Genomic DNA, 25166 nt, shown 5'->3' on the forward strand with positions numbered 1-25166 from the left:
GGAAAATCGGTTTCCACTTTTCCGGATCGTGCTCTGGCTCGTCACGGCTTGAGGATCGAGGCTCCGGTCGTGGCGCGGCTTTCCAGATCGGCATGCGCCTTGGCCGCATCCTTCAGCGCATAAGCGTGATTGATCGGAACGTGCAGCTTGCCGCTGATGACCGCCGCGAACAGCGTGTCCGCGCCTTCCAGCAATTCCGATCGCTTTCCGACATAGTCGTTGAGCTTCGGACGGGTCGCGAACAACGAGCCGTGGCTGTTGAGCTCCGCGATCGAGAATGGCGGCACCGGTCCGGAGGCATTGCCGAAGCTGACGAACAGGCCGCGCGGCTTCAGGCAAGACAACGAGCCGGGGAAGGTCGACTTGCCGACGCCGTCATAGACCACGTCGCACAATTCGCCGCGGCTGATCTGCTTGACCCGGGCGACGAAGTCCTCCTCGTTGTAGAGGATGACGTGATCGCAGCCATTGGCAAGCGCCAGGTCGGCCTTGGCCCTGGAGCCGACGGTCCCGATGACATGGGCGCCGAGCGCCCGCGCCCATTGGCAGGCCAACAGGCCGATCCCGCCGGCCGCCGCATGGATCAGCACGCGATGATGCGGCTCGACCTTGAAGGTCTTGTGCAGCAGATACCACACCGTCAAACCCTTGAGCATCAGCACCGCGCCCTGCTCATAGGTGATGTGGTCGGGCAGCTTGACCAGGCGCTGCCAGGCGATGTTGCGCTCGGTGGCGTAGCCGCCGAGATTTTCGTAGTAGGCGACGCGATCGCCGGGATGGAAATGCGTCACGCCCGGCCCGACGGCGATCACCTCGCCGGCCGCCTCATTGCCGGCGATGAAGGGCAGGCCCGGCGCCTTGTACAGGCCGGTGCGGTAATAGACGTCGATGAAGTTCAATCCGATCGCATGCTGGCGGATGCGGACCTCGCCCGGACCGGGGGCGGCGAGATCGACCGGCTCATAGACCAGCGCCTCGGGGCCTCCCACCTTGTGCACGCGCACCGCCTTCGCCATCCCGCGATCTCCCCTCCAGGCCCGCTTGGCCAACTTTTGGGAGCCGGCCAAGACCCTTCGACAATTACCTGATTCTCGTCGGACATCCGGCTCGTCGAAGGAGCCTGACCGCAGCCGGCGCTCGAGGCGCAGCCGCAGGCAAAAGCCAAGGCGATCACGCGGTCCTTGTCAACTCAGCCCTTGCGCTTCCTGCGGTTGCGCGAGGCCATCACGTTGAAGGCCTCGACCGCGAGCGCGAAGACGATGGCGAAATAGATGTAGCCGCGCGGAATGTGGAACTCGAAGCCGTCAGCAACCAGCGCGACGCCGATGAGGACCAGGAAGGCGAGCGCCAGCATCTTGGTGGTCGGATGGTTCGCCACGAAACGGGCGACCGGTCCCGAGGAGACGTACATGATGATGACGGCGATAATGACCGCGGCGATCATGATCTCGAGATCCTGGGCCATGCCGATCGCGGTGATGATCGAGTCCAGCGAGAACACCAGATCGATCACGATGATCTGCAGGATCACCCAGAAGAACTTGTTGGCGCCCCCGGTCTGCGGCCCCTCCTCCTCGCGCGCCTCGACCTCGGCATGGATCTCATGCGTCGCCTTGGCGATCAGGAACAGGCCGCCGGCGATCAGGATGATGTCGCGCCAGGAGAAGCCGAGACCGCCGATCGAGAACACCGGCTGGGTAAGGCCGATCAGCCAGACCAGCACGCTGAGCAGCAGGATGCGGAAGATCAGCGCCAGCGCCAGCCCGATCTGCCGCGCGCGCGTCGCCTGCGGTTGCGGGATGCGCGAGGTGATCACCGACAGGAAGATCACATTGTCGATGCCGAGAACGATTTCAAGCGCCGTCAATGTCAGCAGCGCGGCCCAGGCTTCGGGGCTGGTCAGGAGGTCGATCATGCTTTCAGGGATCTCAACAGACGGATCGCGGAGTCGCTCGCCACGATGTAGAGGCCGATCGCGCACAGCAGTGCCGTCACGATCGGGCTCACGGTGAAATTCTCCGCCAGCACATCGATCACCAGAACGGCCCAAAGCGCGATCAGCGGCAATGTCAGCCAGCGCAGCCGCGCGACGCGCACGGGATGGATGACATGAAACGGCACGAAGGTCAGCGCGATCAGGATCGCGAGGCCGAGCGTGCCGAGCAGCGGCGGCGGATGCAGCAGGAACAAATAGAACGCGGCGATATTCCACAGGCCCGGGAAGCCGCGAAAATGATTGTCGGCGCTCTTCATGCGGCGGTCGGCGAAATACAGCGCGCCGGTCACCGCGATGGCGACCCCGATCACGGGCGCAGCCAGCGGCAGCAGCATGCCGCTGGCGGTGATCGCATAGGCCGGCACGAACACATAGGTCGTGAAGTCAACCACGAGATCGAGCACGTCCCCCGACCAGTCCGGCTGGACATTGGCGACGTCGAGCCAGCGCGCCAGCGGCCCGTCGATGCCATCGATGATCAGCGCCACGCCGAGCCACCAGAACATCGCCGTCCAATGCTCGCGAACGGCTTGCAACATCGCGAGCAGCGCCACGCCGGCGCCGAGCGCGGTGAACACATGCACCGAGAACGCGGCAGCGCGGTGCGCCGTCGTGACTGATACTGCGCCCTCGGGTCTGACCTGATCCATGCCGGTCCACTGCTATCAGGAATCGGAGCCGATTGCATATCGGCGATTGCGACCATGCGCCGCGCAGTGCCCTTGAAAAAGGCCGGCGGGAACGTCAAATGTTCCACCATGACCAACACAGAAGCCAGCTTCGATGTCATCGTCGTCGGCGGCGGCCCCGCGGGACTAGCGGCTGCCATCGCCCTGTCGCAAACCGGGGCGCGCACGGCGCTCGTGGCCCGTCAGGCGCCCTATGCGGACAATCGCACAACGGCCCTGCTCGGCGGCTCCGTCGACTTTCTCGACGAGCTCGGCGTCTGGCCGTTGTGCCGCGATCGCGCCGCCGGCCTCAAGGCGATGCGGCTCGTCGATGATACCGGCCGGCTGATCCGCGCGCCTGAAGTGCGCTTCGTTGCGAGCGAGATCGGTCTGGACGTGTTCGGCTACAACATCGCCAATGCCGTCCTGGTCGACGCGCTGGAGCGGCGGGCGGCTGACATTGACCAAGTGTCGCGGATCGCGGAGGACGCCGAGAGCGTGCGTTGCGATGCCGATGCCGTCACAGTCACCACGAGCTCCGGACGCAGCCTGACGGCGCAGCTGGTGGTCGGGGCCGACGGGCGGCATTCGCTGTGCCGCGAGGCGGCCGGCATCGGTGTGAGCCGGAGGACGCTGCAACAGGCGGCGCTGACCTTCAACATCACCCATGCGCGTCCGCACCATGAGGTCTCGACCGAATTCCATACGCCGCAGGGCCCCTGCGTGTTCGTGCCCCTGCCCGGCGACCGCTGCAGCGTCGTCTGGGTCGCGGCGCCGAAGGAGGCGGAGCGGCTTTACGCGCTCGACGACGACGCGCTGTCCGCGGCCGCCGAGCGGCAATCGCATTCGATCTTCGGTCGCGTTCATGTCGAGCCTGGCCGCCATCTGTTCCCGCTCGCGATCGAGCGGCCGCAGCACTACGCCCAGAACCGCATCGCCTTGATCGGCGAGGCCGCCCATGTGGTGCCCCCGATCGGCGCGCAGGGATTGAATCTCGGACTGCGCGACGGCATCGATCTCGCGTCTGTCGTGAGCAAGGCGAAAGCAGCCGGCGAGGATCTCGGCGCGCCCCAGGTGATCGCCCGCTATGGCGCGGCGCGCCGCGCCGATATCCTGAGCCGCACCTTCGTCATCGACGTCGCCAACCGCTCGCTGCTCAGCGATCTCGTGCCGATGCAGTCGCTGCGCGCAGTCGGCATGCATCTGATCGGCGGCTTCGGTCCGTTGCGGCGGCTGGCGATGCGCGAGGGACTGGCGCCGTCCTGGCGCAACGCGCGCAAAGCGGGCTGAGCACCGGCCTCAGGGAAACACCAGCCGGCCGCTCTGGATCAGCCACATCACGGTGGTCAGCGTGACCACCGAGGCGAAGGTGCCGATCAGCACCGCTGACGAGGCCGGCTCGATCCAACTGTCATGCTGGCGCGCGATCACGAACACATTGAGCGCCGGCGGCAGCGCCGCCATCAGGACGGCCGTGGCCGCCCAGGTCTGCGCGAACGGCCCGAACAGCAGCATCAGCCCGAACGACAGCAGCGGGTGGACCACGAGCTTCACGAGGGTAAGCACCGGCACCTCCCAGGGCAGCCGCTCGAACGGCCGCAGGGCCACGGTCACGCCCAGGGCAAACAGCGCCGTCGGCGCCGCGGCGTTCTGCAGGAATTGCAGGATGCGATCGAACACCGTCGGCGGATGCAACTGCAGCGCCGCCGCCAGGATGCCGGCCGCGGTCGCCATGATCAGCGGGTTCTGCACAATCTGGCGCAGCACCGTGCGCAGCGCATGCGCCACCGAGGCATGGTCGCGCTCGGTCAGTTCCACCAGCAGCGGCACGATTGAGAACAGGAAGATGCTGTCGCAGCAGAAGATCAGCGCCGTCGGCGCCGCGGCCTTGGCGCCGAGCACCGACAGCGCCAGTCCCGGCCCCATGTAACCGATGTTCCCATAGCCGCCGGCGAGCCCCGCCATGGTCGCCTCGCGCAGCGACAGCCGGCCGATCAGCTTGCCGAGCAGCAGCGCCAGGCTGAAAGTGAGCATGGTGGCGAGCGTCGTTGCAACCAGGAATGGTGGGTTGCTCAGCTCCGCAAACGGCGTGCGCGCGATCAGGTTGAACATCAAGGCTGGCAGCGACACGTAGAGCAGGAAGAAGTTCATCCAGGCCAGCCCGGATTCGGGCAGCTTCTTCCATTTACCGCAGGCGAACCCTATGAAAACAACGCCGAAATAGGGCAAGGCCAGATTGAGAATGTCGAACATGGCGCTCGGAAGGTGACCCGTCGCGGGCCTGGGATGCGGGAGCGGCGGCTGGCCGCCGAATCGGCGGCGATCTAGATTAAATCCGCCTTCCGGGCACTAGCATCAGCCTCAATCCTGGTCTATTCGACAAGAATGATCAAAGCGCGAACCGCGAAATTTCAGATCGGTCAGATCGTCCGGCACCGGGTGTTCTCGTTCCGTGGCGTGATCTTTGACATCGATCCGGAGTTCAACAACACCGAGGAATGGTGGCTGTCGATCCCCGAAGAGGTTCGCCCGCACAAGGATCAGCCCTTCTACCATTTGCTGGCGGAGAACGCTGAGTCCGAATACGTCGCCTATGTCTCCGAGCAGAACCTGGTTCCGGACGATTCCGGCGAGCCGATCCGGCACTCCCAGGTTGCCGAGATCTTCATCAAGGACAAGTCCGGCGGCTACCGTCCGCGCAACCCGCTGTTGAACTGAGCGGCACGAGGCGACGGCGCGCGAAGCATTTCAGCAGCCTCTATCAGAGCCCGCTCCCGCCGAACGATCCGAACAAAAAAGGCGCTCCCCTCGGAGCGCCTTTTGTTTTTCGGAATGTCGGGGCGAGGCCCGCGTTACTGTTTCGCCTGCGGCTGGGGCTGGGCGCCCTGGGTCTGCTCCAGCTTCTTGCGCTGCTCCTCGGCGCGCTTCTGCAGCTCTTCCTGCAGCTTCTGCTGGGTCTTCTCGAACTCCTTCGGGTCGGTCGGCGGACCGTCATAGGCCTTGGCGAAGCTGCTGTTGCCCTCCTGCAGCGGCAGCGGCAGCGTCAGCGCGGTGCCGTTCGAGTTGATCGCTTGCACGTAGAGGGTCTGGCCCTTCTTCAGGCTGTTCACGAAATCCGGCGTCGCCTCATAGTCGGACATGCAGCCGTTCTGGAAGCAGATGACATATTTGCCGTCGATCGGGTTGCCGGTGTCGACCGCGATACGGGTGCCCGGCTGCAGCTGCATGCCGAGCGGCAGGGTCACGCGCAGGATCTTGCGCGGCTCGCCCTCGGGCTCGATGATCACGGCTGCAACCACCGGCTGACCGGACTCGATGCGGCCGTCCTTGCCGATGAAGCAGACCTGCTTGGCGTTGGCGTCCTGCCCCTTCAGGCAGAACTTGGTCCAGGGCGCGTAGATCAGCTGTGGCATCTCCTGCTGGGCCTGCTGCGGCTGGCCGCCGGCGGGAGGCGTGGCAGGGGCCTGCGCGGCCGGAGCGGGACCTTTTGGAGCGGCAGCGGGAGCCTTCGCCTTGGGCGCAGCAGGCGCCGGAGCCTGCGCTTGCGCAGCCGAAGCGAAGGGAACAGCCAGCGCGGTGACCGCCAGCAGGGCGATGAGCCGCCCACGCGGCCCAACCGACGAGGCCAAGTCACGGAAATTCATTGCGGAAAACCCTTTCTGAACGGCAGCGCCCGAGACCGCCAAAGGCGCCACACCAAGCCGTTGAAGCGGCTGTCTCCTCAGGAAATGAGGCGGTTAAGTGACAGGCGTTGCCGCCCAGCTTAATCGCCCGCTTTCATAACGCGGTATGCGGAAAGATCAATGCCGCGAGACCACGACGTTGCTGCGGTCTAGCGCTTACGGGCCTGTGTTAAAAGCCTGTTGTGCCCCATTTCGAATCAGATGCTTGTGCCCTGTTCCCAAGGTTGCAGCGCCTCTCCCGCATGGCGCTGCGCCGCTGTGCCGTGGTCATGGCGCTGTCGCTGTCCGTCCACGGCTTCGCCGCAACAGCCTCGGAAAGTTCGGCGATCGCGATGCACGGCAGCCCGGCTTTGCCGGCCGACTTCCAGCACTTGCCCTATGTGAATCCGCAAGCGCCCAAGGGTGGCCGGCTGGTTTGGGGCCTGCTTGGCACCTTCGACAGCCTCAATCCCTTCATCGTGCGCGGCGTTGCGGTGCAACAAATCCGCACCCATGTGTTCGAGAGCCTGCTGACCCGCGGCAATGACGAGCCGTTCACCCTGTATGGACTGCTCGCGCGAACCGTCGAGACCGACGACGAGCGCACCTATGTCACCTTCCGGCTGGATCCGCGCGCCCGTTTTTCCGACGGGCAGCCCGTGCTGGCCGACGACGTGTCATTCTCCTGGAACCTGCTGCGTGAGCATGGCCGGCCGAACCACCGGCAGTTCTACGGCAAGGTGGCCAAGGTCGAGGTGCTCGATCCGCTCACGATCCGGTTCGATTTCGGCGGCGTCGCCGATCGCGAACTGCCGCTGATCCTCGGCCTGATGCCGATCCTGCCGAAGCACGCCACCGATGTCGCGACCTTCGAGGACACGTCGATGGCGGCCCCGGTCGGCTCCGGCCCCTACCGCGTCACCGCGGTCCGGCCGGGCGCAAGCGTCACCCTGACCCGCAATCCGGATTATTGGGGCCGCGACCTGCCGATCAATCGGGGATTGTGGAACTTCGACGAGATCCGGCTGGACTATTATCGCGAAGCCAATGGGCAGTTCGAAGCCTTCAAACGCGGGCTCTACGATGTCCGCGTCGAGAACGAGCCGCTGCGCTGGCACGACGGCTATGATTTCCCGGCGGCCCGCGACGGCGAAATCATCCGCGACAGTGTCACCTCCGGCATGCCGCAACCGTCGCAGTTCCTGGTGTTCAACACGCGCCGGCCGGTGTTCGCCGACATCAAGGTGCGGCGCGCATTGACCCTCCTGTTCGATTTCGAATGGATCAACCGCAACTACTTCTTCGGCCTCTACCGGCGGAGCGGCGGCTATTTCGCTGGCTCCGAGCTCTCGGCCTATGGACGCGCCGCAGACGCCACGGAGCGCGAGCTCTTGAAGCCGTTCTCGGCCCGGATACCGCCCGACATCATGGACGGCAGCTACCGCCTGCCGGTGACCGACGGATCGGGCCGCGATCGCACCGCGCTCAAGGCCGCGCTCGATCTCCTGGAAGAGGCCGGCTACGGCTTCGACGGCACGGTGCTGCGGCACCGGACGACCCGGCAGCCGCTCGCGTTCGAGATCCTTGTCACCACACGGGACCAGGAACGCATCGCGCTCGCCTATGCCGGCAGTCTCAAGCGCGCCGGCATCAACGCGGCGATCAGGGTTGTCGACCCCGTGCAATTCGACCAGCGTCGGCTCAGCTTCGCGTTCGACATGATCCAGAACAGGTGGGATCAATCGCTGTCGCCGGGCAACGAGCAGGCGTTCTATTGGGGCAGCGAGGCAGCCGACAGGACCGGAACCCGAAACTACATGGGCGCCAAGGACCCTGCCATCGACGCCATGATCGCGGCGCTGTTGCGGGCTCGCGACAGGCCGGAATTTATCTCGACGGTCCGCGCATTGGACCGTACCCTGATGGCTGGCTTCTACGCTATTCCAGTGCTCAACGCCGCCGAGGAATGGATTGCGCGGTGGAATCGGATAGAACGACCAGACAGGACAGCCTTGACGGGAGCGCTCCCGGAAAGCTGGTGGCAGCGGCCGGAGCCGGCAACCAAATGACCAACCGGGGCAGTTGGTCGACGCCGGATCCGGGAAAGCACGGGGCAGCAGGTGAACCAGGCCAATACGTCGCCGACGCTTGACGCGTTGTTTCAACGCATTCTGGCGCGCAAGCCGGACGCGATTGCGTTGGTCGATCCGATCAACAAGCAGCGGATCACCGGGCGGGCGCCGATGCGCCTGACCTATGCGGAGGCCGACCGCGTGATCTCGGCGCTGGCGGCGCATTTCATCGATGCCGGCCTGCCGCCGCACTCGGTGATTGCCGTGCAGTTGCCCAACACCATCGAGTTTGTGCTGACGGTGCTGGCGGCGCATCGCGCCGGCCTCGTGGTCGCTGTGTTTCCGCTGCTCTGGCGGCAGGCCGAACTGGTCGCCGCCTTGAACCGCACCAGCGCGCGGGCGATCGTGACGATGTCCAAGATCGATGGCGTCATCCATGCTGACCTCGCGATGCATGCCGCGGCGGAGGCGTTCTCGATCCGGCACGTCTGCGGCTTCGGCAATGATCTGCCCGAGGGCATGTTCTCGCTCGACCAATCCATCGCCAAACCGTCGCGATCGACGCGCGGCGTGATGCCGGACGGTCGCAAGGCCGCGATCGTATCGTTCGATGTCACCGCCGACGGCTTCCGCGCCGTGCCGCGCAGCCATCTGAGCCTGATCGCCGGTGGGCTGGCCATCTCCTTGGAGAGCGATCTGCCCCAAGGCGTGAACATGATGTCGGCCTTCCTGCCCTCGTCCTTCGCCGGTCTCGCCGCCTCGGTGGTCACCTGGCTGCTGTCGGGCGGCAGCCTGGCCCTGCATCACCCCTTCGATGCCGAGGTGCTGGAGCAGCAGCTCGCCGAACTCGCGTGCGACACGCTGATTGCGCCGGCGCAGCTCGTGCTGCGCCTCGACGGCAGCGACCTCGCCGGCCGCCTGCCCAACCTGCGCTATGTGCTCGGCCTCTGGCGGGCACCGGAACAGGTCGCCTCGAGCCCGGCCTGGAAGACGCGCGAGATCGAGTTCTCGGACGTCTATCTGTTCGGCGAGGCCGGATTGTTCGCAGTGCGCCGCACCGCGGCCGACGGCAATCCCGGTCCCGTCAAGCCCGGCCGCCAGGGTGCCCCGCGCGAGCAGCCGGGCTCGTCGATCGCCGGCGAGATCCTGGTCACGCCGAAGGGCACGCTGGGACTGCGCGGACCGATGGTCGTGGTCGCCGCCTATGCGCCGGCGCCACCGCCGAGCGATTCACTGATGCCGGCACCGCCGCGCGACTATGTCGATACCGAATATGCCGTCAGGCTCGACCGCGCCCATGACACCATCTCGATCACCGCGCCTCCCGCCGGCGTCATGGCCGTGGGCGGCTACCGCTTCCTCGCCCAGGACCTGCACGAATGGTCGCGCCGGCTCGGCCAGGGCGCGCTGCTGACGGCTTTGCCCGATCGGCTCAGCGGTCACCGGCTCGCCGGACGCGCGATGGACAATGCGCGAGCCCGCGACGCACTTGCCGAACTCGGACTCAATCCGCTGATGGTCGAGGCGTTTCGCGACCGCGCCAATCAGTCCGGTTGACACAGCCATTGCGGCTCTGCGAGGCGCTCAACGGTCGCTGCATCGAGGCAGCCAATCAAACCGGCGGCGACTCATGGAGGCGGCAACTCATGCCGCGTCATGAGTTGTATTTGCGCGGCCTCGCCACTCGGAACAGTGTTGACGCCGCGTTAACGTCGGAGACCTAGGATCGCACGTTGTCATCAGCGTATCCTGAGTTTCCTGGATGTCCCAACACGGCCCGCTCCTCATCGTCTCCCGGTCTTCGCGGCCTTCACTGACTGCGGCCCTCGATGCGGCGCAAATCCTGCCGACGATGGAAGCGCGCTGGGACGCTGCGGCCGGGATCATCTCCCGCGTTCAACCGGCCGCCGTGCTGGCCGTGATGGAGGACGCCGATGCGAGCGAGATGCGCGCGGTCTCGCAGCATCTGGACGCGCGCAAGCCCTATGTTCCGCTGATCGCGATCGCGCCGGGCGAGACGACCCTGCCCGACAACGCCATTCCCCTGCATGGCAGCGACAACACCGACCGCCTGCTGGCGCGACTGCGCGCTGCGTTGCGCGTCCGCACGCTGCACACGACGGTGCTGCGGCGGCTCGACGAGAAGAAGGCGCCGGACGCCACGATGCCGGACACCGACCCGCTCAGCGATGCGACGGTGCTGCTGCTCGGCCGCGGCGGCTCGCTTCCCGGGCTGTCGGTGGCGCTCGGCGAGCGCATGGCCGTCGTCGGCGCGCTGAGCATCGAAGCCGCGGCCAAGCATCTGTCGAGCCGCGACATCGACGGCATCGTGCTCGGCGAAGGGTTTTCGCCGCGCGTCGTCGATGCCTTCCTCGCCGTTCTCGCCGAGGACACCCGCTTCCGCAACCTCGCCGTCGTCGTCACCGCCAACCAGCCAGCGCCGCTGCAGGAGCTCGCCAATCTCGAGATCATCGCCGGCGCTCCCGCCCACATCGCGGCCAGCGCCCTGCCCCTGATCCGGCAGCATGCCTTCGAGGCTCGCCTCAACCGCACGCTGCGCGCCATCGAAGCCGGAGGCATGCTCGATCCGCAGACCGGCCTGCTCACCCGGACCGCCTTCGCACGCGACTTCGCCACCGCCGTCAGCCAGACCCAGAAGAGCGGCGGCAGCCTCGCCGTGGCGCGTTTCGCCTTCGATCCGGTCAGTCCGCGCGCCCAATATGACGGCGCGCGCATCATCAGTCGGCTGATGCGGCGGATGGATTTCGGCACCCACGAGGACAACGGCTCGGTCATCGTCGTGTTCGCCGAGACCGACCTGCGATCGGCCCACGCCATCGCTCGCCGTCTCTCCAGTGTGATGCGCCACACCTCCCACGGCAAGCGCGACGCCCGCACCGAGCCCGCGATCACCATCGCCGCGCTGCAGCCCGGCGACACCGCGCGCACCCTGCTGGCGCGCGTCTACAACGAGGCGCAGCGCGCGGCGTCCTGAGATTGCGGCACAGCCCGCCCCCAGCGTCCTTGCGAGCGAAGCGAAGCAATCCAGTGTTCGGACGGGACTCTGGATTGCTTCGCTGCGCCGCTGCGCTCGCAATGACGGTTGTGGTCACGATCTCAGCCAAACACCTACATCGTGAGATCGCGCATTTGCCCTACTCGTCTGATGTCATCCAACCTGGAACTCGAGGCATCATGTGAAGCGGAGCCTTGCGCGATGCAAAACAGACAATCCCGCGACGAGACCGACTGGGTCAGCGTGATCGCGATCGTGTCGGTCTTTCTCATCGCCAGCTTTGCGCTGCATTTCGGATGGCGGCTGCTATGACTCGCGGCGGCGGGTGACGAGGCCCCAGCCGAGCTGAGAGCCCGCAGGCGAACGGCGATGAACGCGGCGCTACGCCGCCTTCTTCTTCTCCGCGAGCTCCGCCAATTCCTTCAGAATATCCGTCGTGCCTTCGAGCCGCTCCTCCGGCGTCTCCCAGACCTGCAGGAACACCACCTTCATGTCGGGGCGAACCTTGGCGGCCTGGCCGTGGCGCTTGATGAAGGCGACCAGGCGATCCGGATAGGCGAAGCTGTTGTCGCGGAAGGCGATGACAGCGCCCTTCGGGCCGGCATCGACCTTCTCGACATTGGCCCTGCGGCAGTAGTTCTTGATCGCGGCGACCTTGAACAGATAGCGCGTCTCGTCCGGCAGCTTGCCGAAACGGTCGCGCAGCTCGGCAGCGAAATTCTCGATCTCCTCGTCGGTTTCGAGATCGGCCAGCCGGCGGTACAGCGACAGCCGCACTGACAGATCGGAGACGTAGTCCTCCGGGATCAGCACGGGCATGCCGATCGTGATCTGCGGCGACCAGCGGTCGACCGTCGGCTCGGTGATGCCGGCCTTGAGGTTCTCGATCGCCTCTTCCAGCATCGACTGATAGAGCTCGAAGCCGACCTCCTTGATGTGGCCGGACTGCTCGTCGCCGAGCAGATTGCCAGCGCCGCGGATGTCGAGATCGTGGCTGGCGAGCTGGAAGCCGGCGCCGAGTGTCTCCAGCGACTGCAGCACGCCGAGCCGCTTCTCGGCCTGCGCACTGATCTTGTGCGTCGATGGCAGCGTGAACAGCGCATAGGCGCGCAGCTTGGAGCGGCCGACGCGGCCACGCAGCTGATAGAGCTGCGCAAGGCCGAACATGTCGGCGCGGTGCACGATCAGCGTGTTGGCGCGGGGAATGTCGAGGCCGGATTCGACGATCGTGGTCGACAGCAGGATGTCGAACTTGCCGTCGTAGAACGCCCCGATGATGTCCTCGATGACCGTCGGCGCCATCTGGCCATGCGCGACCGCGACCTTCATCTCCGGCACGGTCTTGTCGAGGAACTCCTTGACCTCGGCGAGATCGTCGATGCGCGGCACGACATAGAACGCCTGGCCGCCGCGATAGCGCTCGCGCAGCAGCGCCTCGCGGATCATCACGGGATCATGCGGCGCGACGAAGGTGCGCACGGCGAGACGATCGACCGGCGGCGAGGCGATGATCGACAGCTCGCGCACGCCGGTCAAAGCGAGTTGCAAGGTGCGCGGGATCGGCGTCGCCGACAGGGTCAGCACGTGCACCTCGGCGCGCAGCTGCTTCAGCCGCTCCTTGTGGCCGACGCCGAAATGCTGCTCCTCGTCGACGATGACGAGGCCGAGGTCGCGGAACTTGACCGACTTGCCGAGCAGCGCATGGGTGCCGACGACGATGTCGACCGAGCCGTCGGCCAGCCCCTTCTTGACCTGGTTGAGCTCCTTGGTCGAGACCAGCCGCGACGCCTGCGCGACATTGACCGGAAAGCCCTTGAAGCGCTCGGTGAAAGTTTTCGCGTGCTGACGCGCCAGCAGCGTGGTCGGCACGACGACAGCGACCTGCTTGCCGTCGAGCGCGACCGCAAACGCCGCGCGCAGCGCCACCTCGGTCTTGCCGAAGCCGACGTCGCCGCAGACCAGCCGGTCCATCGGCCGGCCCGCCTCGAGATCGGCGAGCGTCGCCTGGATCGCGGTGAGCTGGTCCTCGGTTTCGTCATAGGGGAAGCGCGCGCAGAACTCGTCGTAGAGGCCGGCCTGCACCGGCAGCTTCGGCGCCTCGTGCAGCATGCGCTCGGCGGCGATCTTGATCAGCTCGCCGGCCATCTCGCGGATGCGATTCTTCAGCTTCGCCTTGCGGGTCTGCCAGCCGGAGCCGCCGAGCTTGTCGAGCTCGACACTGGTCTGGTCGGAGCCGTAGCGCGACAGCAGCTCGATGTTCTCGACCGGCAGATACAGCTTGGTCTCGCCGGCATAGCGCAGTTCGAGACAGTCATGCGGCGCGCCGGCGACCTCCAGCGTCTGCAGGCCGACGAAGCGGCCGATGCCGTGATCGACATGGACGACGATGTCGCCGATGGCCAGACTCGTCACCTCCGAGATGAAATTGTCGAGCTTGCGGCTCGCCCGGCGCGGCCGCACCAGGCGGTCGCCGAGAATGTCCTGCTCGGAGATGATGGCGATCTGGTCGGTCTCGAAGCCGGTCTCCAGCCCGAGCACCGCGAGCATGGTCTCGTTGCGCGGCGTCGCCTGCACCATGCGCCAGGTGTTGACGCTGGTGACATGGATCAGCTTGTGGTCCTTCAACATGCTGGCCATGCGGTCGCGCGAGCCCTCGCTCCACAGCGCGATCACGACCTTCTTGCGCACCGATTGCAGCGCCTGCACATGCGCCACCACGGCCTCGAACACGTTGACGGCGGCGTCGTTGCGCTCGGGCGCGAAATTGCGGCCCTGGCGCGCGCCGATGTCGACCACGCCTGCCGCTTCGGGCACGGCAAACGGAGTCATCCGCGCCAGCGGCACGCTTTCCAGCCGCTCAGCCCATTCGGACGATGTCAGATATAGCCGGTCGACCGTCAGCGGCTTGTAGATCGCGCCGCCGCCGGGATGCTCCATCGCTTCGCGGCGCGCGTCGTAATAATCGATGATCTGCTTGAAGCGTTCGCGCGCGGCGTCCTCGCCCTGCGGCTCGATCACGATCGGCGTGTTCGGCAGATAGTCGAACAAGGTCTCCATCTTGTCGTGGAACAGCGGCAGCCAGTGCTCCATGCCGGGATAGCGGCGGCCTTCGCTGACGGCCTCGTACAGCGCGTCGTCGCGCTCAGGCGCGCCGAACTCGGCGACATAGCCCATGCGGAAGCGGCGGATGGTGTCGGTGACGAGCTGGAATTCGGAGACCGGCACCAGATCGAGCGAGCGCATGTCGAGCAGGGTGCGCTGGGTCTCGGCATCGAAGGTGCGGATCGATTCCAGGCTGTCGCCGAAGAAGTCGAAACGCACCGGCTGGTCGAGGCCGGCGGGGAACAGATCGAGGATGCCGCCGCGCACGGCATATTCGCCGCTCTCACGCACGGTCGACGACCTGACATAGCCATTGTGCTCGAGCCAGGCGACCACCGAGTTCATCGGCACGACATGGCCCGGCGCCACCGACAGCGCCTGCCCGGCCATGGTGTCACGCGACGGCACGCGCTGCACGATCGCATTGACCGTGGTCAGCACGATCAGCGGCTTGTCGCTGCCGGCCAGCCGCGACAGCCGCGCCAAGGTCGTCACGCGCTGCGCCAGGATGCCGCCATGCGGCGAGACGCGGTCATAGGGCTGGCAGTCCCAGGCCGGGAACTGCATCACCGGCAGGTCAGGCGCGAAGAAGTCGAGCGCCCGTGCCAGCTGCTGCATCCGCGCGCCGTCGCGGCACACCACGGCGAGGCTCACCGCCGGCGGCTTCGGCTTGGCTGCGATCGCGCGCGCGAGGTCGGAGACGACCAGACCCTCGGCCCCCTCGGCGACATTGGCGAGCGTCAGCGCGCGGCCCGGCGCGAGATGCTCGGCAGGCGACTTGACCGGGCTCTTCATCAATCGGCATCCGCCGCGCGGAACGCCTTGATGCGTGCGAACAGCGCCGGCGTCTGCTCCGGCGGCAGCGGCCGGGCACCGGTCACGGCGGCATAGAAATCCGGGTCCGGCACTTCCAGCAGCTGCTCCAGCTCCGCCAGCTCGCCCTCGGAGAGGGTGCCGATCTCGGCGTCGGCGAAGCGGCCGAGGATCAGGTCCATCTCGCGGGTGCCGCGATGCCAGCAGCGGAACAGAAGCCGCTTGCGGCGGTCGTCTAAGCCTTGGCTCGATCGGGTGGTCCCAGTCATCGCGGTATCCCTGCAGTACAACGCCGAAAGCCCGGACGGTGCCGGGCGCGGTTCGATATAGCGGTGCGCGGGGCCGGTGTCAGCCCTCCCCGGCCGCAGAACCGGCATGCCGGGCCACCTGCAACAAAAAGAGGTGGATGTCTTGGCATTCGCGGCTATTCCGCCCCACAACCGCTTTAAGTGTTCGCCCCATGCGTCCTGCCATCCTCAATCCGCTGTTTGCGCCGGTCACCACCCTGTCCGGGGTCGGACCGAAGCAGGACAAGCTGCTGCGCTATCTGCTCAGCTGCAGCGAGACGCCGCGCCTGGTCGACCTGCTGCTGCACCTGCCGGCCAGCGTGATCGACCGCCGCAACCGGCCCAAGGTCCGCGACGCCGAAGTCGGAACCGTGGTGACACTCGAGGTCACCGTCGACCGCCACCGCCCGTCGCGTAACGCCCGCGCGCCCTATCTGGTTTACGCCAGCGACGAGACCGGCGACGTCGTGCTGACCTTCTTCCGGCCCAAGGGCGACTACATCGAGAAGATGCTGCCGGTCGGCGCCAAGCGCTACGTCTCCGGCACGGTCCAGATGTATGATGGCGTGCCGCAGATCGTCCACCCCCATCCCATCCTGGACGAAGCGGCCTTTGCCAAGCTGTCCGGCATCGACCCGGTCTATCCGCTGACCGAGGGCCTCGCGCTCGGTTCCCTGCGGCGCGCGATCTCCGCGGCGCTGACCAAGCTGCCGGACTTGCCGGAATGGATCAGCCCCGAAGTGCTCAACCGCTGCAACTTCCCCCCGCTGAAAGAGGCGCTGACGCGGGTGCATGGGCCGCAGGAGCTGACCGACATCCTGCCCGAGAACCCGTTCTGGTCGCGGCTCGCCTTCGACGAATTGCTCGCCGGGCAGTTGGCGCTGGCGCTGGTGCGGGCGCAGCTGCGCCGGCCCGCCGGCAACCGCCATGCCGGCGACGGCCATCTGCGCCGCAAGATCATCGACGCCCTGCCCTATGCGCTGACCAACTCGCAGGCCGGGGCGCTCGACGCCATCGCGACCGATCTCGAAAAGCCTGTGCGCATGCTCCGGCTGCTGCAGGGCGATGTCGGCTCGGGCAAGACGGTTGTGGCGCTGCTCGCCGCCGCGGCCGTCGCCGAGGCCGGCAAGCAGGCGGCGCTGATGGCGCCGACCGAGATCCTGGCGCGCCAGCACGCCAAGACCATCGCGCCCCTTGCCGAGCGCGCCGGCATGAACGTCGCGATCCTGACTGGCCGCGAGAAGGGCAAGGAGCGCCGCGACATTCTCGGCCGGCTCGAAGCGGGTGAGATCGACCTCCTGATCGGCACCCACGCGCTGATCCAGGACGACGTGATCTTCAAATCGCTGGCGCTCGCCATTGTCGACGAGCAGCACCGCTTCGGCGTGCGCGAGCGGCTGGCGCTCACCTCCAAGGGCGAGGCCGTCGACGTGCTGGTGCTGTCGGCGACGCCGATCCCGCGCACCCTGGTCCTCACTTACTTCGGCGACATGGACATTTCCGAGCTGCGCGAGAAGCCGGCGGGACGCCAGCCGATCGATACGCGCGTGGTGGCCGATACCAGGCTCGGTGAGGTCATCGACGCCGTCGGCCGCGCTTTGCAGGCCGGCAAGCTGGTGTACTGGATCTGCCCGCTGGTCGAGGAATCCGAGGCCGAGGGCATCGATCATCTCACCAATGCGACCGACCGCTGCGAGAGCCTGCGCGAGCGCTTCGGCGACAAGGTCGGCCTGGTCCACGGCAAGATGAAGGGCAGCGAGAAGGACGAGGTCATGGGCCGCTTCGCGGCGCATGAGCTGCGCCTCCTGGTTGCGACGACCGTGGTCGAGGTCGGCGTCGACGTGCCGGCCGCGACCATCATGGTGATCGAGAATGCCGAGCGCTTCGGTCTCGCCCAGCTCCACCAATTGCGCGGCCGCATCGGCCGCGGCTCGGAGGCCTCGACCTGCATCCTGCTCTATCACGAGCCGCTCGGACAGATGTCGAAGGCGCGGCTCGCGGTGATCCGCGAGACCACCGACGGCTTCCGCATCGCCGAGGAGGACCTCAAGCTGCGCGGCGAAGGCGACGTGCTCGGCATCCGCCAGAGCGGCCTGCCCGGCTATCGCATCGCCCGCCCCGAGGTACACGCCCAGCTGATCACGCAGGCGCGCGACGAGGCGCTGCGGATCCTCAAAGAGGATCCCAAGCTCAAGGGCCCGCGCAGCGACGCGCTGCGCTGCCTGCTGTATCTCTACGAACGCGACGAGGCGATCCCGCTGCTGACGGCGGGGTAAAAATCGCCGTCATTGCGAGCGCAGCGACGCAATCCAGAGTCCTTGCTCGGCCCTGGATTGCTTCGCTGCGCCGCTGCGCTCGCAATGACGCGTGGAGAGAGCTGAGCCTACGTCTTCGCCTTGCACCGCTCGGCGAAGGCCACGAGTTGCGCCGCCTCGGTGCCCTGCCCCTGCACATCCGCGGCGATGTGCTCGAACAGCCGGGCAAAGCCTTCATAGATCAGCGCGGCCGGATGATCCTCGCCGAGGAAGCCCGCGATCTCGCGCATCTCGGCGACCCAGCGATAGGCCTTTGGCAGCATGTCCGGCAGCGCGTTGGCGAGCCGCGCCTGGACCTGCGGCAGGCTGAGCGCGAGTTCATCGCGCAGCGCGTCGGCGGCGCCGGCGCGCGTGGCCGCGAGCACCATGGCCGCGCCGAGCCCCGTCAGGCCCTTGTTGATGCCGGCATAGGACATCTTCAACGCCGAGGCCGCGCCGATCGGTCCTTCGATCAGCCGCAGGTCGAGCCCGAGCTGGCCCAGCACGGCGATGTCGCCAGCGGCGTCGCCGCTCACATAGAACGCCGGTCCTTTCGTTCCCGGCTTCGGCGGCAGGCCGATGATGGCGGCATCGACGAGGCGCGCGCCCGACGACAGCACGATGTCCTCGATCGTCCGGATGGTCTCGACGTTCACGGCGTTGCAGTCGACCACGACCGGCTTCTTCGCATTGCGATTGATGAGCGTCGCGAGCTGCTCCGCCAGTGCCACCGCCTCGCCCGGCGGCACGATCGACAGGATGATATCCGCATTGGCGATCTCGGCCTCGCTGGCTCCGGTCATGCCGGCCGCCGCGGCCCTCGCCTGCGTGGCGGCACTTCGCCCTTTGAGCAGGGTCAGGACCTTGCAGCCATGCTCCACGAGGCGGGTGGCGATGGCGCTGCCCATGGCGCCGGGGGCGACGACGGCAATGCTGGGGGGCATGAGGACTGTCTCCGATTCCAAGAACGGTCGCGGAGACTACGCGCATCTCATGACAAAAATGAACACGCGAAAACCGAGGGGCAGCCCTTCCGGACTGCCCCTCCACGACCGTCGCAGCAGCCGCGCCCCCCAGCGCCTGCTGCGCCGACCGCATCAGAACGAGATCTTCAGCCCGCCGCTGCCGAAGAAGTCGTCGCCGCCGCTCCGGCCGATGGTGCGCGACACGTTGGCCGTCAGCGCCACATTACTCCAGAACGGCGCCACCACGCCGGCGCTGACCCGGCCATACACATTGTGCGAGGTGCCGTTCGGCACCGTCCAGTTGTTGACGATCACGGGCGCCGAGGTCGCGCTGTACTGGATCAGGCGGCCATTGCCGATGATGTCGTCGTCGAGCGTCAGGTTCAGATAGGGATGGATCGTGGCGCCCTGCATCTGGAACGGGGTCCGCAGCTGCACGCCAAAGCTGCCGATCAGGGTCTCGGCGGTCTGCGAGCCGACGGTCAGCGTCAGCGCGGGATCACCGGCCTCGGTGAAGCCATCGACGCGAGCCCGCGCATAGGTCAGGCCGCCGATCGGCCCGATCTTGGCGGCGCCGGCATCGAACAGATAGCCGGCCTTGCCGGCGGCGACGAAGGTGGTGCCGCCGGGATTGGAGGTGATGGTGTCGACGACGCCCGGCCTTGTGTTGCGATAATCCTGGTGGCCGATGGTGGCGAGGCCTTCGGCAAACAGGTTGCTGCTGGCCCAGGCACCGTACAGGCCGAACTGATAGGAGTTCGCGTCGGTGGTGCCGGCATTGTTGAACAGCCGCGCCTTCGGATTGGAATAGTCGAAGGCGGTGCCGATGAGGGCATTCGCCGATAGCCGGTACTCGACGCCGATGGTGCCGCCGACACTGTCGAGATTGAAGCCGTTGGCGGCGACATTGCCCTGCCGGTCGCTGATGCCGCCATTACCCTGCATGTAGAACGACCACGGGCTGATGGCCGCGAGCGGCGGCGCCTTGGTGTAAGGCGCCTTGGTGACGGCCGCGAACGAATTCATCGTCGACGGCGCGAACCCGGCGGTTTCGCGGAACTGATCGAGCTTGCCGAACAAGGTCGCGGCAAAGCCCATGGCCGTGATCGAGGCCACGTCGCCCTGCGGCGCAAAGGTCAGCGGCGCGTTGAGGCGGTTGACGATGTATTGCCCGAGCACCTCGAAGCCGTGCGAGGTCAGGTGCACCCCGTCGACATAGAACAGATATTGGTTCTGCAGCGCCGGATTGCCGATGCAGGCGACCGGACACGCACCGACATTGCTGAAGCCGTAGCGCTGCGGATTGGCCTGGATCAGCGTGCCGATCAGCCCGGTGTCGACATATTCGACGCGCACGCCCGAGCGCGCAACGCCGGCGAGCGATGCCTGCATCAGGCTGTTATAGGTCCTGCTGTAGGCCGCGCCGGCTGGCGCATTGGCGTTGCCGACCGCCTCCGGCAGCGTGCTGACATCGCCGGCCGTGAACACGATGTTGCGCGCGCCGCTGCCGACCAGCGCGTTGATGCCGGCCATCGCCTGCTGCGCGGTGACCGCGGCGGCGACCGGTGCACCGGCGAGCGAACCGCCGGCGCGGTAATAGGCCCGCGCATCATTGCCGCCGATCGAAATCTCGACCAGATCGGTCGACGAGATCTTGCCCGAAAATCCGGTCAATCCGCTCCATTCCTGGAAGAAGCCGGGAATGCCGGGGCCGGCCACGTTGGTGGTGCCGCTGGTGGCGCCGCCGATGGCGTAATTGAGCTGGGGGATGCCGAGCAGCGCCGAGGTCGTGTCGACGAAATTGGTGCCGCCGCTGAAGCGCCCGGTGGGATAGAGCGGCAGCTTGCCGATGCCGCCAGTGAAGGTCCAGAGATTGCCCGTATCGGCGTAGCTGTCGCCGAAGGCCTGAATGCGCGTGAAGGCGGTTTGGGCGGACGCGGGCCCCGATGGTTGCAAACACGCCCCCGAGAGGGCAACTGCACACAACAACGACGTCCTGCTCACAGGCCTCATACGCGCCTCCCCAACGCCTTACATTTGTTGACTGAATGTTTCCATGGCGACGGGTTGCAGGACCACCACCTTGCGGTTGTAGAGAGAACACCAGGATGCTCTGTGCCTTTCGCGCATCATCATGCAGCGCAGCGTGCCGCCCAATGAACGTCGGTCCATCCGGCGCACGGCAAGCCGCCGCCTGCGGCCATGCAGGCTGCTGACAGAATCCGGCAGCGGCACGGGTAGTTTGCGGGCTCAGACGGCGCCGCCGGCGCTGACACTGGAGACCGACAATGCCCGATTTCAGCTTTCTCATCCTGTATGTCGACAACCCACCGAGCAGCGCGACCTTCTATGCCGGCCTGCTCGGCAGCCCGATCGTCGAGCAATCACCGACCTTCGCGATGCTCCCGCTGCGCGAGGGCGTTATGCTGGGATTGTGGTCGCGGCACACGGTCGAACCGGCTGCAGCCGGCGCGGCGGGCTGCAGCGAGGTGGCCTTCACGGTGGCCGATGCCGGCGAGGTCCAGAGGCTTCACGACGATTGGAAGGCCCGCGGCCTACGAATTACGCAGGCGCCAACGCGGATGGATTTCGGCACCACCTTCGTGGCGCTCGATCCCGACGGGCATCGGCTGCGCGTGTTCGTGCCGCAGGACGCGTGACGACCGACCTTGTCAGTCGGCCTTGGCGGTCTCCGGCTCCAGGCGCGCCGATGGCTGCGCCTGGGAATTGGCGATGCGCGCGGCGTTGGCCACATTGGCGAGCGCCGCGACCTTCTTCTGCTGATCGGATCCGGGCTGCACCACGCCGGCGGACATGATCAGAGTCGCCGCGTCCTCGGCACTCATGTCGATCTCGATGATCTTGCTCTTCGGCAGATAGAAAAAGAAGCCCGTGGTCGGGTTCGGCGCACACGGCAGGAACACCGAGATCTGCTCCTCGTCGCCGGGCAGCCGGCTCGCAACCTCGACGCTCGGCGGCTGCGAGATCAGCACGATCGACCACATTCCGGGCGAGGGAAACTCGACCAGGCCGACGCGGCGCAGGCTGGAGCCCTTGCCTGAGAACAGCGTCTCGAACACTTGCTTGAGGCCACGATAGATCGCGCGCACCGCCGGGATGCGGCCGAGCAGCCGCTCGCCGAGATCGACGAGCGTGCGGCCGATCAGGTTGGCGGTCAGGAAGCCGAGCAGCGTGAGGCCGATCACGGCGACGATCAGGCCGGAACCCGGGACGCCGAACGGCAGATAGGTCTCGGGACGGTAAACCAGCGGCACGAACGGCCGCACCAGACCGTCCACCCAGGTCACAAACCACCAGGTGATGTAGAGCGTGATGGCGACGGGGCCAGCGACGACCAGACCGGTCAGAAAATAGTTTCGAAACCGAAACATCAGCCCATGATGGGGCGTCTCGGCTTGAGCATCGGCCAAGGGATCGTTTTGGGGCGGCAGGTCGTCGCGGGAACTCATGCGGACTTCCGGGGTCGGATCAAATCTCAGCTAGGGTCTTAGCAGATTTTTGGAAGGGTAAGGCCCCCTTTCCGACACAGCCGGGCGCTTTGCCGCTGCCGTGTGACCCATCCGCCGGACGATTGTGACGATCCGTGCCAATATTTTTCCGCACGATCCGCGGCATGAATCCCCCTGACGGGCAGATCCCCGCTAGGGGCGCAGCGGTAGAGCGAGGCCCACGGCCACGAAGATGCCGCCACAGACCTGGTTGAAGCGCCGTCCGACCCGGGCGAGCCAGGGGCGCACGCGGGCGGCGAAGCTCGCGATGGCGAGCTCAGTGACGAACTCGGTGACCGTATAGGTCATGGCAACGACGGTGAACTGTACCAGGAGGCTCCGGTCGGGGTCGATGAATTGCGGCAACAGCGCACTGAAGAACAGCAGGCATTTTGGGTTCGTGGCCGCGGTGAGCAAACCGGCCCTGAACAGCGCTGGTGCGCTGACGGTGACACCGTCGCAGCTGACATCGACGGCCACCGGCGGCGACCGCCACAGCCTGATGCCGAGCCAGGCGAGATAGAGCCCGCCGACCCATTTCAGCACCACCAGCCAAATGATCGACGCCTGCACCAGCGCGCCGATGCCGAACATGCAGAGCGCAATGACCAGGACAAAGCCGATCAGGCCGCCGGCGATCGTGAACAGTGTCTTGCGCCCGCCATGCAGCGCGCCATGCGTCAAGGCCAGCAGGCCGTTTGGGCCGGGGGTGAGGGAGATTCCGACCGACGTGACCAGGAACAGCAGCCAGGTGTTGAGCGCCATCGCGATGCACATTGACCATGAACAGGATCGTAGAAACGTAGATGGGGTAAGGGGCCGACCACCCGGGCGGCACGCGAACGCGCTCCCAAATAGCGCCTGAGTGAGCGTGCCGCTCGGGTGGTCGGCCCCTTACCCCATCTACGAGGAGCCAGCTTGCACCCGGGGCTGCGTGCCGACGTCGTCGCTATTCCACCGTGACCGATTTGGCGAGGTTGCGCGGCTGGTCGACGTCTGTCCCCATCACCACGGCCGTATGATAGGCCAGCAGCTGCACCGGGATGGCGTAGACGATCGGCGTGAACGTCGCAGCCATGTCGGGCAAGATGATCGTGACCAGCGAGTCCACGGTGGCCTCTTCGGCCCCCTTGGCATCGGTCATCAGGATGATGTTGCCGCCGCGCGCCGCGACCTCCTGCATGTTGGATACGGTTTTCTCGAACACGCGGTCATACGGCGCAATGACGACAACCGGCATGGTCTCGTCGATCAGCGCGATCGGACCATGCTTCAGCTCGCCGGCGGCGTAGCCTTCGGCGTGGATATAGGAAATCTCCTTCAGCTTCAGCGCGCCTTCCAGCGCCAGCGGATAGGAGGTGCCGCGGCCGAGATAGAGCACGTCTTTCGACTTGGCGATCTCGCGGGCGAGCTTCTCGATCTGCGGCTCGGTGGTGAGGGCCGCCGCGATCAGGCGCGGCACCTCGACGAGGCCATGCACCAGCTTTGTCTCGTCGGCTTCGGACAATTCGCCACGGCCCCGGCCCGCGGCAATCGCCAGCGCGGCCAGCACCATCAGCTGGCAGGTGAAGGCCTTGGTCGACGCGACGCCGATCTCGGGGCCCGCCAGGGTCGGCATCACGATTTCGCTCTCGCGCGCAATCGTCGAGGTCGGCACGTTGACAACGGACAGGGTGTGAACACCCTGGGCCTTGGCGTAGCGCAGCGCGGCGAGCGTGTCGGCCGTCTCACCCGATTGCGAGATGAAGATGGCGAGGTCGCCCTTGCGCAGCGGCGCCTCGCGGTAGCGGAACTCGGAGGCGACGTCGAGCTCGACCGGCACCCGCGCGAAGCGCTCAAACCAGTATTTGGCGACGAAACCGGCATAGCTCGCGGTGCCGCAAGCGGTGATCGAGATGCGCTGAATGTCCTTGAAGTCGAACGGCAGCCGCGCCGGCAGCATCACGCGCTCGGTGCCCATGTCGACATAGCGCGCCAGGGTATGGCCGACGACCTCCGGCTGCTCGTGGATCTCCTTGGCCATGAAGTGGCGGTAGTTGGCCTTGTCGACCAGCGACGTCGATGGACCATGCTTGACGATCTCGCGATCGGCGACCGCGTTTTTGCGATCGTAGACCGTGGCGCCCTTGTGGGTCAGCACCACCCAGTCGCCATCCTCGAGATAGCTGATGTTGTCGGTGAGCGGTCCGAGCGCGATCGCGTCCGACCCCAGATACATCTCACCATTGCCATATCCGACCGCGAGCGGCGGACCATTGCGCGCGCCGATCAGAAGATCGTCCTGACCCGCGAAGATGAAGCCGAGCGCGAAGGCGCCCCGCAGTTTCGCAAGCGTCTCGCGCACGGCGTCGACCGGAGCCATGCCCTGGCTCAAGAGATCATCGACCAGATGCACCACGATCTCGGTGTCGGTCTCGGTCGCGAACACCGTGCCCTTCTTCTGCAGGGCTTCACGCAATTCGTGGAAATTCTCGATGATGCCGTTGTGGACGACGGCGACGCGGTCCGTCGCGTGCGGATGCGCATTGTTCTCGGTCGGCTTGCCATGCGTCGCCCAGCGCGTATGACCGATGCCGGTAAATCCCTTCAGAGGCTGAGCCTGAAGCCGCGCTTCGAGATTCTTCAGCTTGCCCTCGGCGCGCCGTCGCTCCAGGATGCCGCCTTCGAGCGTGGCGACGCCGGCCGAGTCATAACCGCGATATTCGAGCCGCTTGAGCGAATCCACCAACTGCTCGGCGACCGGCCCGCGTCCCAAAATGCCGACAATTCCGCACATGCCGAG

General features: G+C 66.4%; 20 protein-coding genes. 7 read left to right on the forward strand and 13 right to left on the reverse strand.

The annotated features are described in order from the left end of the window. Positions 1 to 41: 41 nt before the first annotated feature. The 3 genes from BBTA_RS19425 to pcsA all read right to left on the reverse strand — a co-directional run bounded on the left by BBTA_RS19425 (position 42) and on the right by pcsA (position 2646). On the reverse strand, positions 42 to 1016 hold the full coding sequence (locus BBTA_RS19425; RefSeq protein ID WP_041750766.1) for a quinone oxidoreductase: 975 nt from the start codon (positions 1014 to 1016) through the stop codon (positions 42 to 44). A gap of 173 nt (positions 1017 to 1189) precedes the next feature. Then, on the reverse strand, positions 1190 to 1915 hold the full coding sequence (locus BBTA_RS19430) for a TerC family protein (protein ID WP_012044209.1): 726 nt from the start codon (positions 1913 to 1915) through the stop codon (positions 1190 to 1192). After that, on the reverse strand, positions 1912 to 2646 hold the full coding sequence (gene pcsA, locus BBTA_RS19435; protein WP_012044210.1) for a phosphatidylcholine synthase: 735 nt from the start codon (positions 2644 to 2646) through the stop codon (positions 1912 to 1914). The genes BBTA_RS19430 and pcsA overlap by 4 nt, the downstream gene beginning before the upstream one ends. A gap of 108 nt (positions 2647 to 2754) precedes the next feature. On the opposite strand from pcsA, the gene BBTA_RS19440 reads away from it, so the two are divergent. Then, positions 2755 to 3954 carry a UbiH/UbiF family hydroxylase gene (locus BBTA_RS19440; protein ID WP_012044211.1) on the forward strand — a complete coding sequence of 400 codons (1200 nt, stop codon included), beginning with the start codon at positions 2755 to 2757 and terminating at the stop codon, positions 3952 to 3954. Between the two features lie 9 nt (positions 3955 to 3963). Here the strand turns inward: BBTA_RS19440 and BBTA_RS19445 are convergent, their stop codons facing one another. After that, positions 3964 to 4917, reverse strand: coding sequence for an AEC family transporter (locus BBTA_RS19445; protein ID WP_012044212.1), 954 nt, complete (start codon positions 4915 to 4917; stop codon positions 3964 to 3966). Between the two features lie 132 nt (positions 4918 to 5049). On the opposite strand from BBTA_RS19445, the gene hspQ reads away from it, so the two are divergent. Next, the gene (gene hspQ, locus BBTA_RS19450) at positions 5050 to 5382 is read left to right on the forward strand and encodes a heat shock protein HspQ (protein ID WP_012044213.1); all 333 of its coding nucleotides are present in this window, start codon (positions 5050 to 5052) and stop codon (positions 5380 to 5382) included. Between the two features lie 134 nt (positions 5383 to 5516). Here the strand turns inward: hspQ and BBTA_RS19455 are convergent, their stop codons facing one another. After that, on the reverse strand, positions 5517 to 6308 hold the full coding sequence (locus tag BBTA_RS19455) for an invasion associated locus B family protein (protein WP_041750767.1): 792 nt from the start codon (positions 6306 to 6308) through the stop codon (positions 5517 to 5519). Positions 6309 to 6589: 281 nt separating this feature from the next. Between BBTA_RS19455 and BBTA_RS19460 the strand changes: the two genes are divergently transcribed. The 3 genes from BBTA_RS19460 (at position 6590) to BBTA_RS19470 (ending at position 11393) form a co-directional block, all read left to right on the forward strand. Continuing rightward, positions 6590 to 8395, forward strand: a complete 1806-nt coding sequence (locus BBTA_RS19460; RefSeq protein ID WP_012044215.1) for an extracellular solute-binding protein — start codon at positions 6590 to 6592, stop codon at positions 8393 to 8395. A 51-nt stretch (positions 8396 to 8446) separates the two neighbouring features. After that, positions 8447 to 9955, forward strand: coding sequence for a class I adenylate-forming enzyme family protein (locus BBTA_RS19465; protein WP_012044216.1), 1509 nt, complete (start codon positions 8447 to 8449; stop codon positions 9953 to 9955). 205 nt (positions 9956 to 10160) lie between these two features. Next, entirely contained in the window at positions 10161 to 11393 is a 1233-nt protein-coding gene (locus BBTA_RS19470) for a hypothetical protein (protein WP_012044217.1), read from the forward strand. A 402-nt stretch (positions 11394 to 11795) separates the two neighbouring features. On the opposite strand, the gene mfd is transcribed toward BBTA_RS19470, so the two are convergent. Next, positions 11796 to 15311: a transcription-repair coupling factor gene (mfd, locus tag BBTA_RS19475; RefSeq protein ID WP_012044219.1), complete on the reverse strand. Its 3516-nt coding sequence runs from the start codon at positions 15309 to 15311 to the stop codon at positions 11796 to 11798. After that, positions 15311 to 15598 carry a succinate dehydrogenase assembly factor 2 gene (locus BBTA_RS19480; protein ID WP_012044220.1) on the reverse strand — a complete coding sequence of 96 codons (288 nt, stop codon included), beginning with the start codon at positions 15596 to 15598 and terminating at the stop codon, positions 15311 to 15313. The genes mfd and BBTA_RS19480 overlap by 1 nt, the downstream gene beginning before the upstream one ends. Before the next feature lie 191 nt (positions 15599 to 15789). On the opposite strand from BBTA_RS19480, the gene recG reads away from it, so the two are divergent. Next, positions 15790 to 17892: an ATP-dependent DNA helicase RecG gene (recG, locus tag BBTA_RS19485; protein ID WP_012044221.1), complete on the forward strand. Its 2103-nt coding sequence runs from the start codon at positions 15790 to 15792 to the stop codon at positions 17890 to 17892. Between the two features lie 107 nt (positions 17893 to 17999). Here the strand turns inward: recG and BBTA_RS19490 are convergent, their stop codons facing one another. From BBTA_RS19490 to BBTA_RS40150, 3 genes are all read right to left on the reverse strand, one after another. Then, a complete protein-coding gene (locus BBTA_RS19490; RefSeq protein WP_083780683.1) occupies positions 18000 to 18854 on the reverse strand; it encodes an NAD(P)-dependent oxidoreductase in 855 nt (284 codons plus the stop codon). A 153-nt stretch (positions 18855 to 19007) separates the two neighbouring features. Further along, positions 19008 to 20888, reverse strand: a complete 1881-nt coding sequence (locus BBTA_RS19495) for an autotransporter domain-containing protein (protein ID WP_041750768.1) — start codon at positions 20886 to 20888, stop codon at positions 19008 to 19010. 18 nt (positions 20889 to 20906) lie between these two features. Beyond that, on the reverse strand, positions 20907 to 21110 hold the full coding sequence (locus tag BBTA_RS40150; RefSeq protein WP_012044224.1) for a hypothetical protein: 204 nt from the start codon (positions 21108 to 21110) through the stop codon (positions 20907 to 20909). A gap of 53 nt (positions 21111 to 21163) precedes the next feature. On the opposite strand from BBTA_RS40150, the gene BBTA_RS19500 reads away from it, so the two are divergent. After that, complete coding sequence (locus BBTA_RS19500) at positions 21164 to 21535, forward strand: VOC family protein (protein ID WP_012044225.1); 372 nt, start codon at positions 21164 to 21166, stop codon at positions 21533 to 21535. A gap of 12 nt (positions 21536 to 21547) precedes the next feature. Here BBTA_RS19500 and BBTA_RS19505 read toward each other — a convergent pair whose 3' ends face one another. The 3 genes from BBTA_RS19505 to glmS all read right to left on the reverse strand — a co-directional run bounded on the left by BBTA_RS19505 (position 21548) and on the right by glmS (position 25160). Beyond that, a complete protein-coding gene (locus BBTA_RS19505) occupies positions 21548 to 22345 on the reverse strand; it encodes a DUF502 domain-containing protein (RefSeq protein WP_012044226.1) in 798 nt (265 codons plus the stop codon). A gap of 192 nt (positions 22346 to 22537) precedes the next feature. Beyond that, complete coding sequence (locus BBTA_RS19510) at positions 22538 to 23149, reverse strand: LysE family translocator (RefSeq protein ID WP_012044227.1); 612 nt, start codon at positions 23147 to 23149, stop codon at positions 22538 to 22540. A 184-nt stretch (positions 23150 to 23333) separates the two neighbouring features. Further along, entirely contained in the window at positions 23334 to 25160 is a 1827-nt protein-coding gene (glmS, locus tag BBTA_RS19515; RefSeq protein WP_012044228.1) for a glutamine--fructose-6-phosphate transaminase (isomerizing), read from the reverse strand. Positions 25161 to 25166: the final 6 nt, after the last annotated feature.

The sequence above is a fragment of the Bradyrhizobium sp. BTAi1 genome (assembly GCF_000015165.1).
Taxonomy (GTDB): Bacteria; Pseudomonadota; Alphaproteobacteria; order Rhizobiales; family Xanthobacteraceae; genus Bradyrhizobium; species Bradyrhizobium denitrificans.

Bases quoted from the DNA above. Each gene is read 5' to 3' on its own strand.
- BBTA_RS19425 (WP_041750766.1), bottom strand. From the start codon at position 1,016: ATGGCGAAGGCGGTGCGCGTGCACAAGGTGGGAGGCCCCGAGGCGCTG.
- BBTA_RS19430 (WP_012044209.1), bottom strand. From the start codon at position 1,915: ATGATCGACCTCCTGACCAGCCCCGAAGCCTGGGCCGCGCTGCTGACA.
- pcsA (WP_012044210.1), bottom strand. From the start codon at position 2,646: ATGGATCAGGTCAGACCCGAGGGCGCAGTATCAGTCACGACGGCGCAC.
- BBTA_RS19440 (WP_012044211.1), top strand. From the start codon at position 2,755: ATGACCAACACAGAAGCCAGCTTCGATGTCATCGTCGTCGGCGGCGGC.
- BBTA_RS19445 (WP_012044212.1), bottom strand. From the start codon at position 4,917: ATGTTCGACATTCTCAATCTGGCCTTGCCCTATTTCGGCGTTGTTTTC.
- hspQ (WP_012044213.1), top strand. From the start codon at position 5,050: ATGATCAAAGCGCGAACCGCGAAATTTCAGATCGGTCAGATCGTCCGG.
- BBTA_RS19455 (WP_041750767.1), bottom strand. From the start codon at position 6,308: ATGAATTTCCGTGACTTGGCCTCGTCGGTTGGGCCGCGTGGGCGGCTC.
- BBTA_RS19460 (WP_012044215.1), top strand. From the start codon at position 6,590: ATGGCGCTGCGCCGCTGTGCCGTGGTCATGGCGCTGTCGCTGTCCGTC.
- BBTA_RS19470 (WP_012044217.1), top strand. From the start codon at position 10,161: ATGTCCCAACACGGCCCGCTCCTCATCGTCTCCCGGTCTTCGCGGCCT.
- mfd (WP_012044219.1), bottom strand. From the start codon at position 15,311: ATGAAGAGCCCGGTCAAGTCGCCTGCCGAGCATCTCGCGCCGGGCCGC.
- BBTA_RS19480 (WP_012044220.1), bottom strand. From the start codon at position 15,598: ATGACTGGGACCACCCGATCGAGCCAAGGCTTAGACGACCGCCGCAAG.
- recG (WP_012044221.1), top strand. From the start codon at position 15,790: ATGCGTCCTGCCATCCTCAATCCGCTGTTTGCGCCGGTCACCACCCTG.
- BBTA_RS19490 (WP_083780683.1), bottom strand. From the start codon at position 18,854: ATGCCCCCCAGCATTGCCGTCGTCGCCCCCGGCGCCATGGGCAGCGCC.
- BBTA_RS19495 (WP_041750768.1), bottom strand. From the start codon at position 20,888: ATGAGGCCTGTGAGCAGGACGTCGTTGTTGTGTGCAGTTGCCCTCTCG.
- BBTA_RS19500 (WP_012044225.1), top strand. From the start codon at position 21,164: ATGCCCGATTTCAGCTTTCTCATCCTGTATGTCGACAACCCACCGAGC.
- BBTA_RS19505 (WP_012044226.1), bottom strand. From the start codon at position 22,345: ATGAGTTCCCGCGACGACCTGCCGCCCCAAAACGATCCCTTGGCCGAT.
- BBTA_RS19510 (WP_012044227.1), bottom strand. From the start codon at position 23,149: ATGGCGCTCAACACCTGGCTGCTGTTCCTGGTCACGTCGGTCGGAATC.
- glmS (WP_012044228.1), bottom strand. From the start codon at position 25,160: ATGTGCGGAATTGTCGGCATTTTGGGACGCGGGCCGGTCGCCGAGCAG.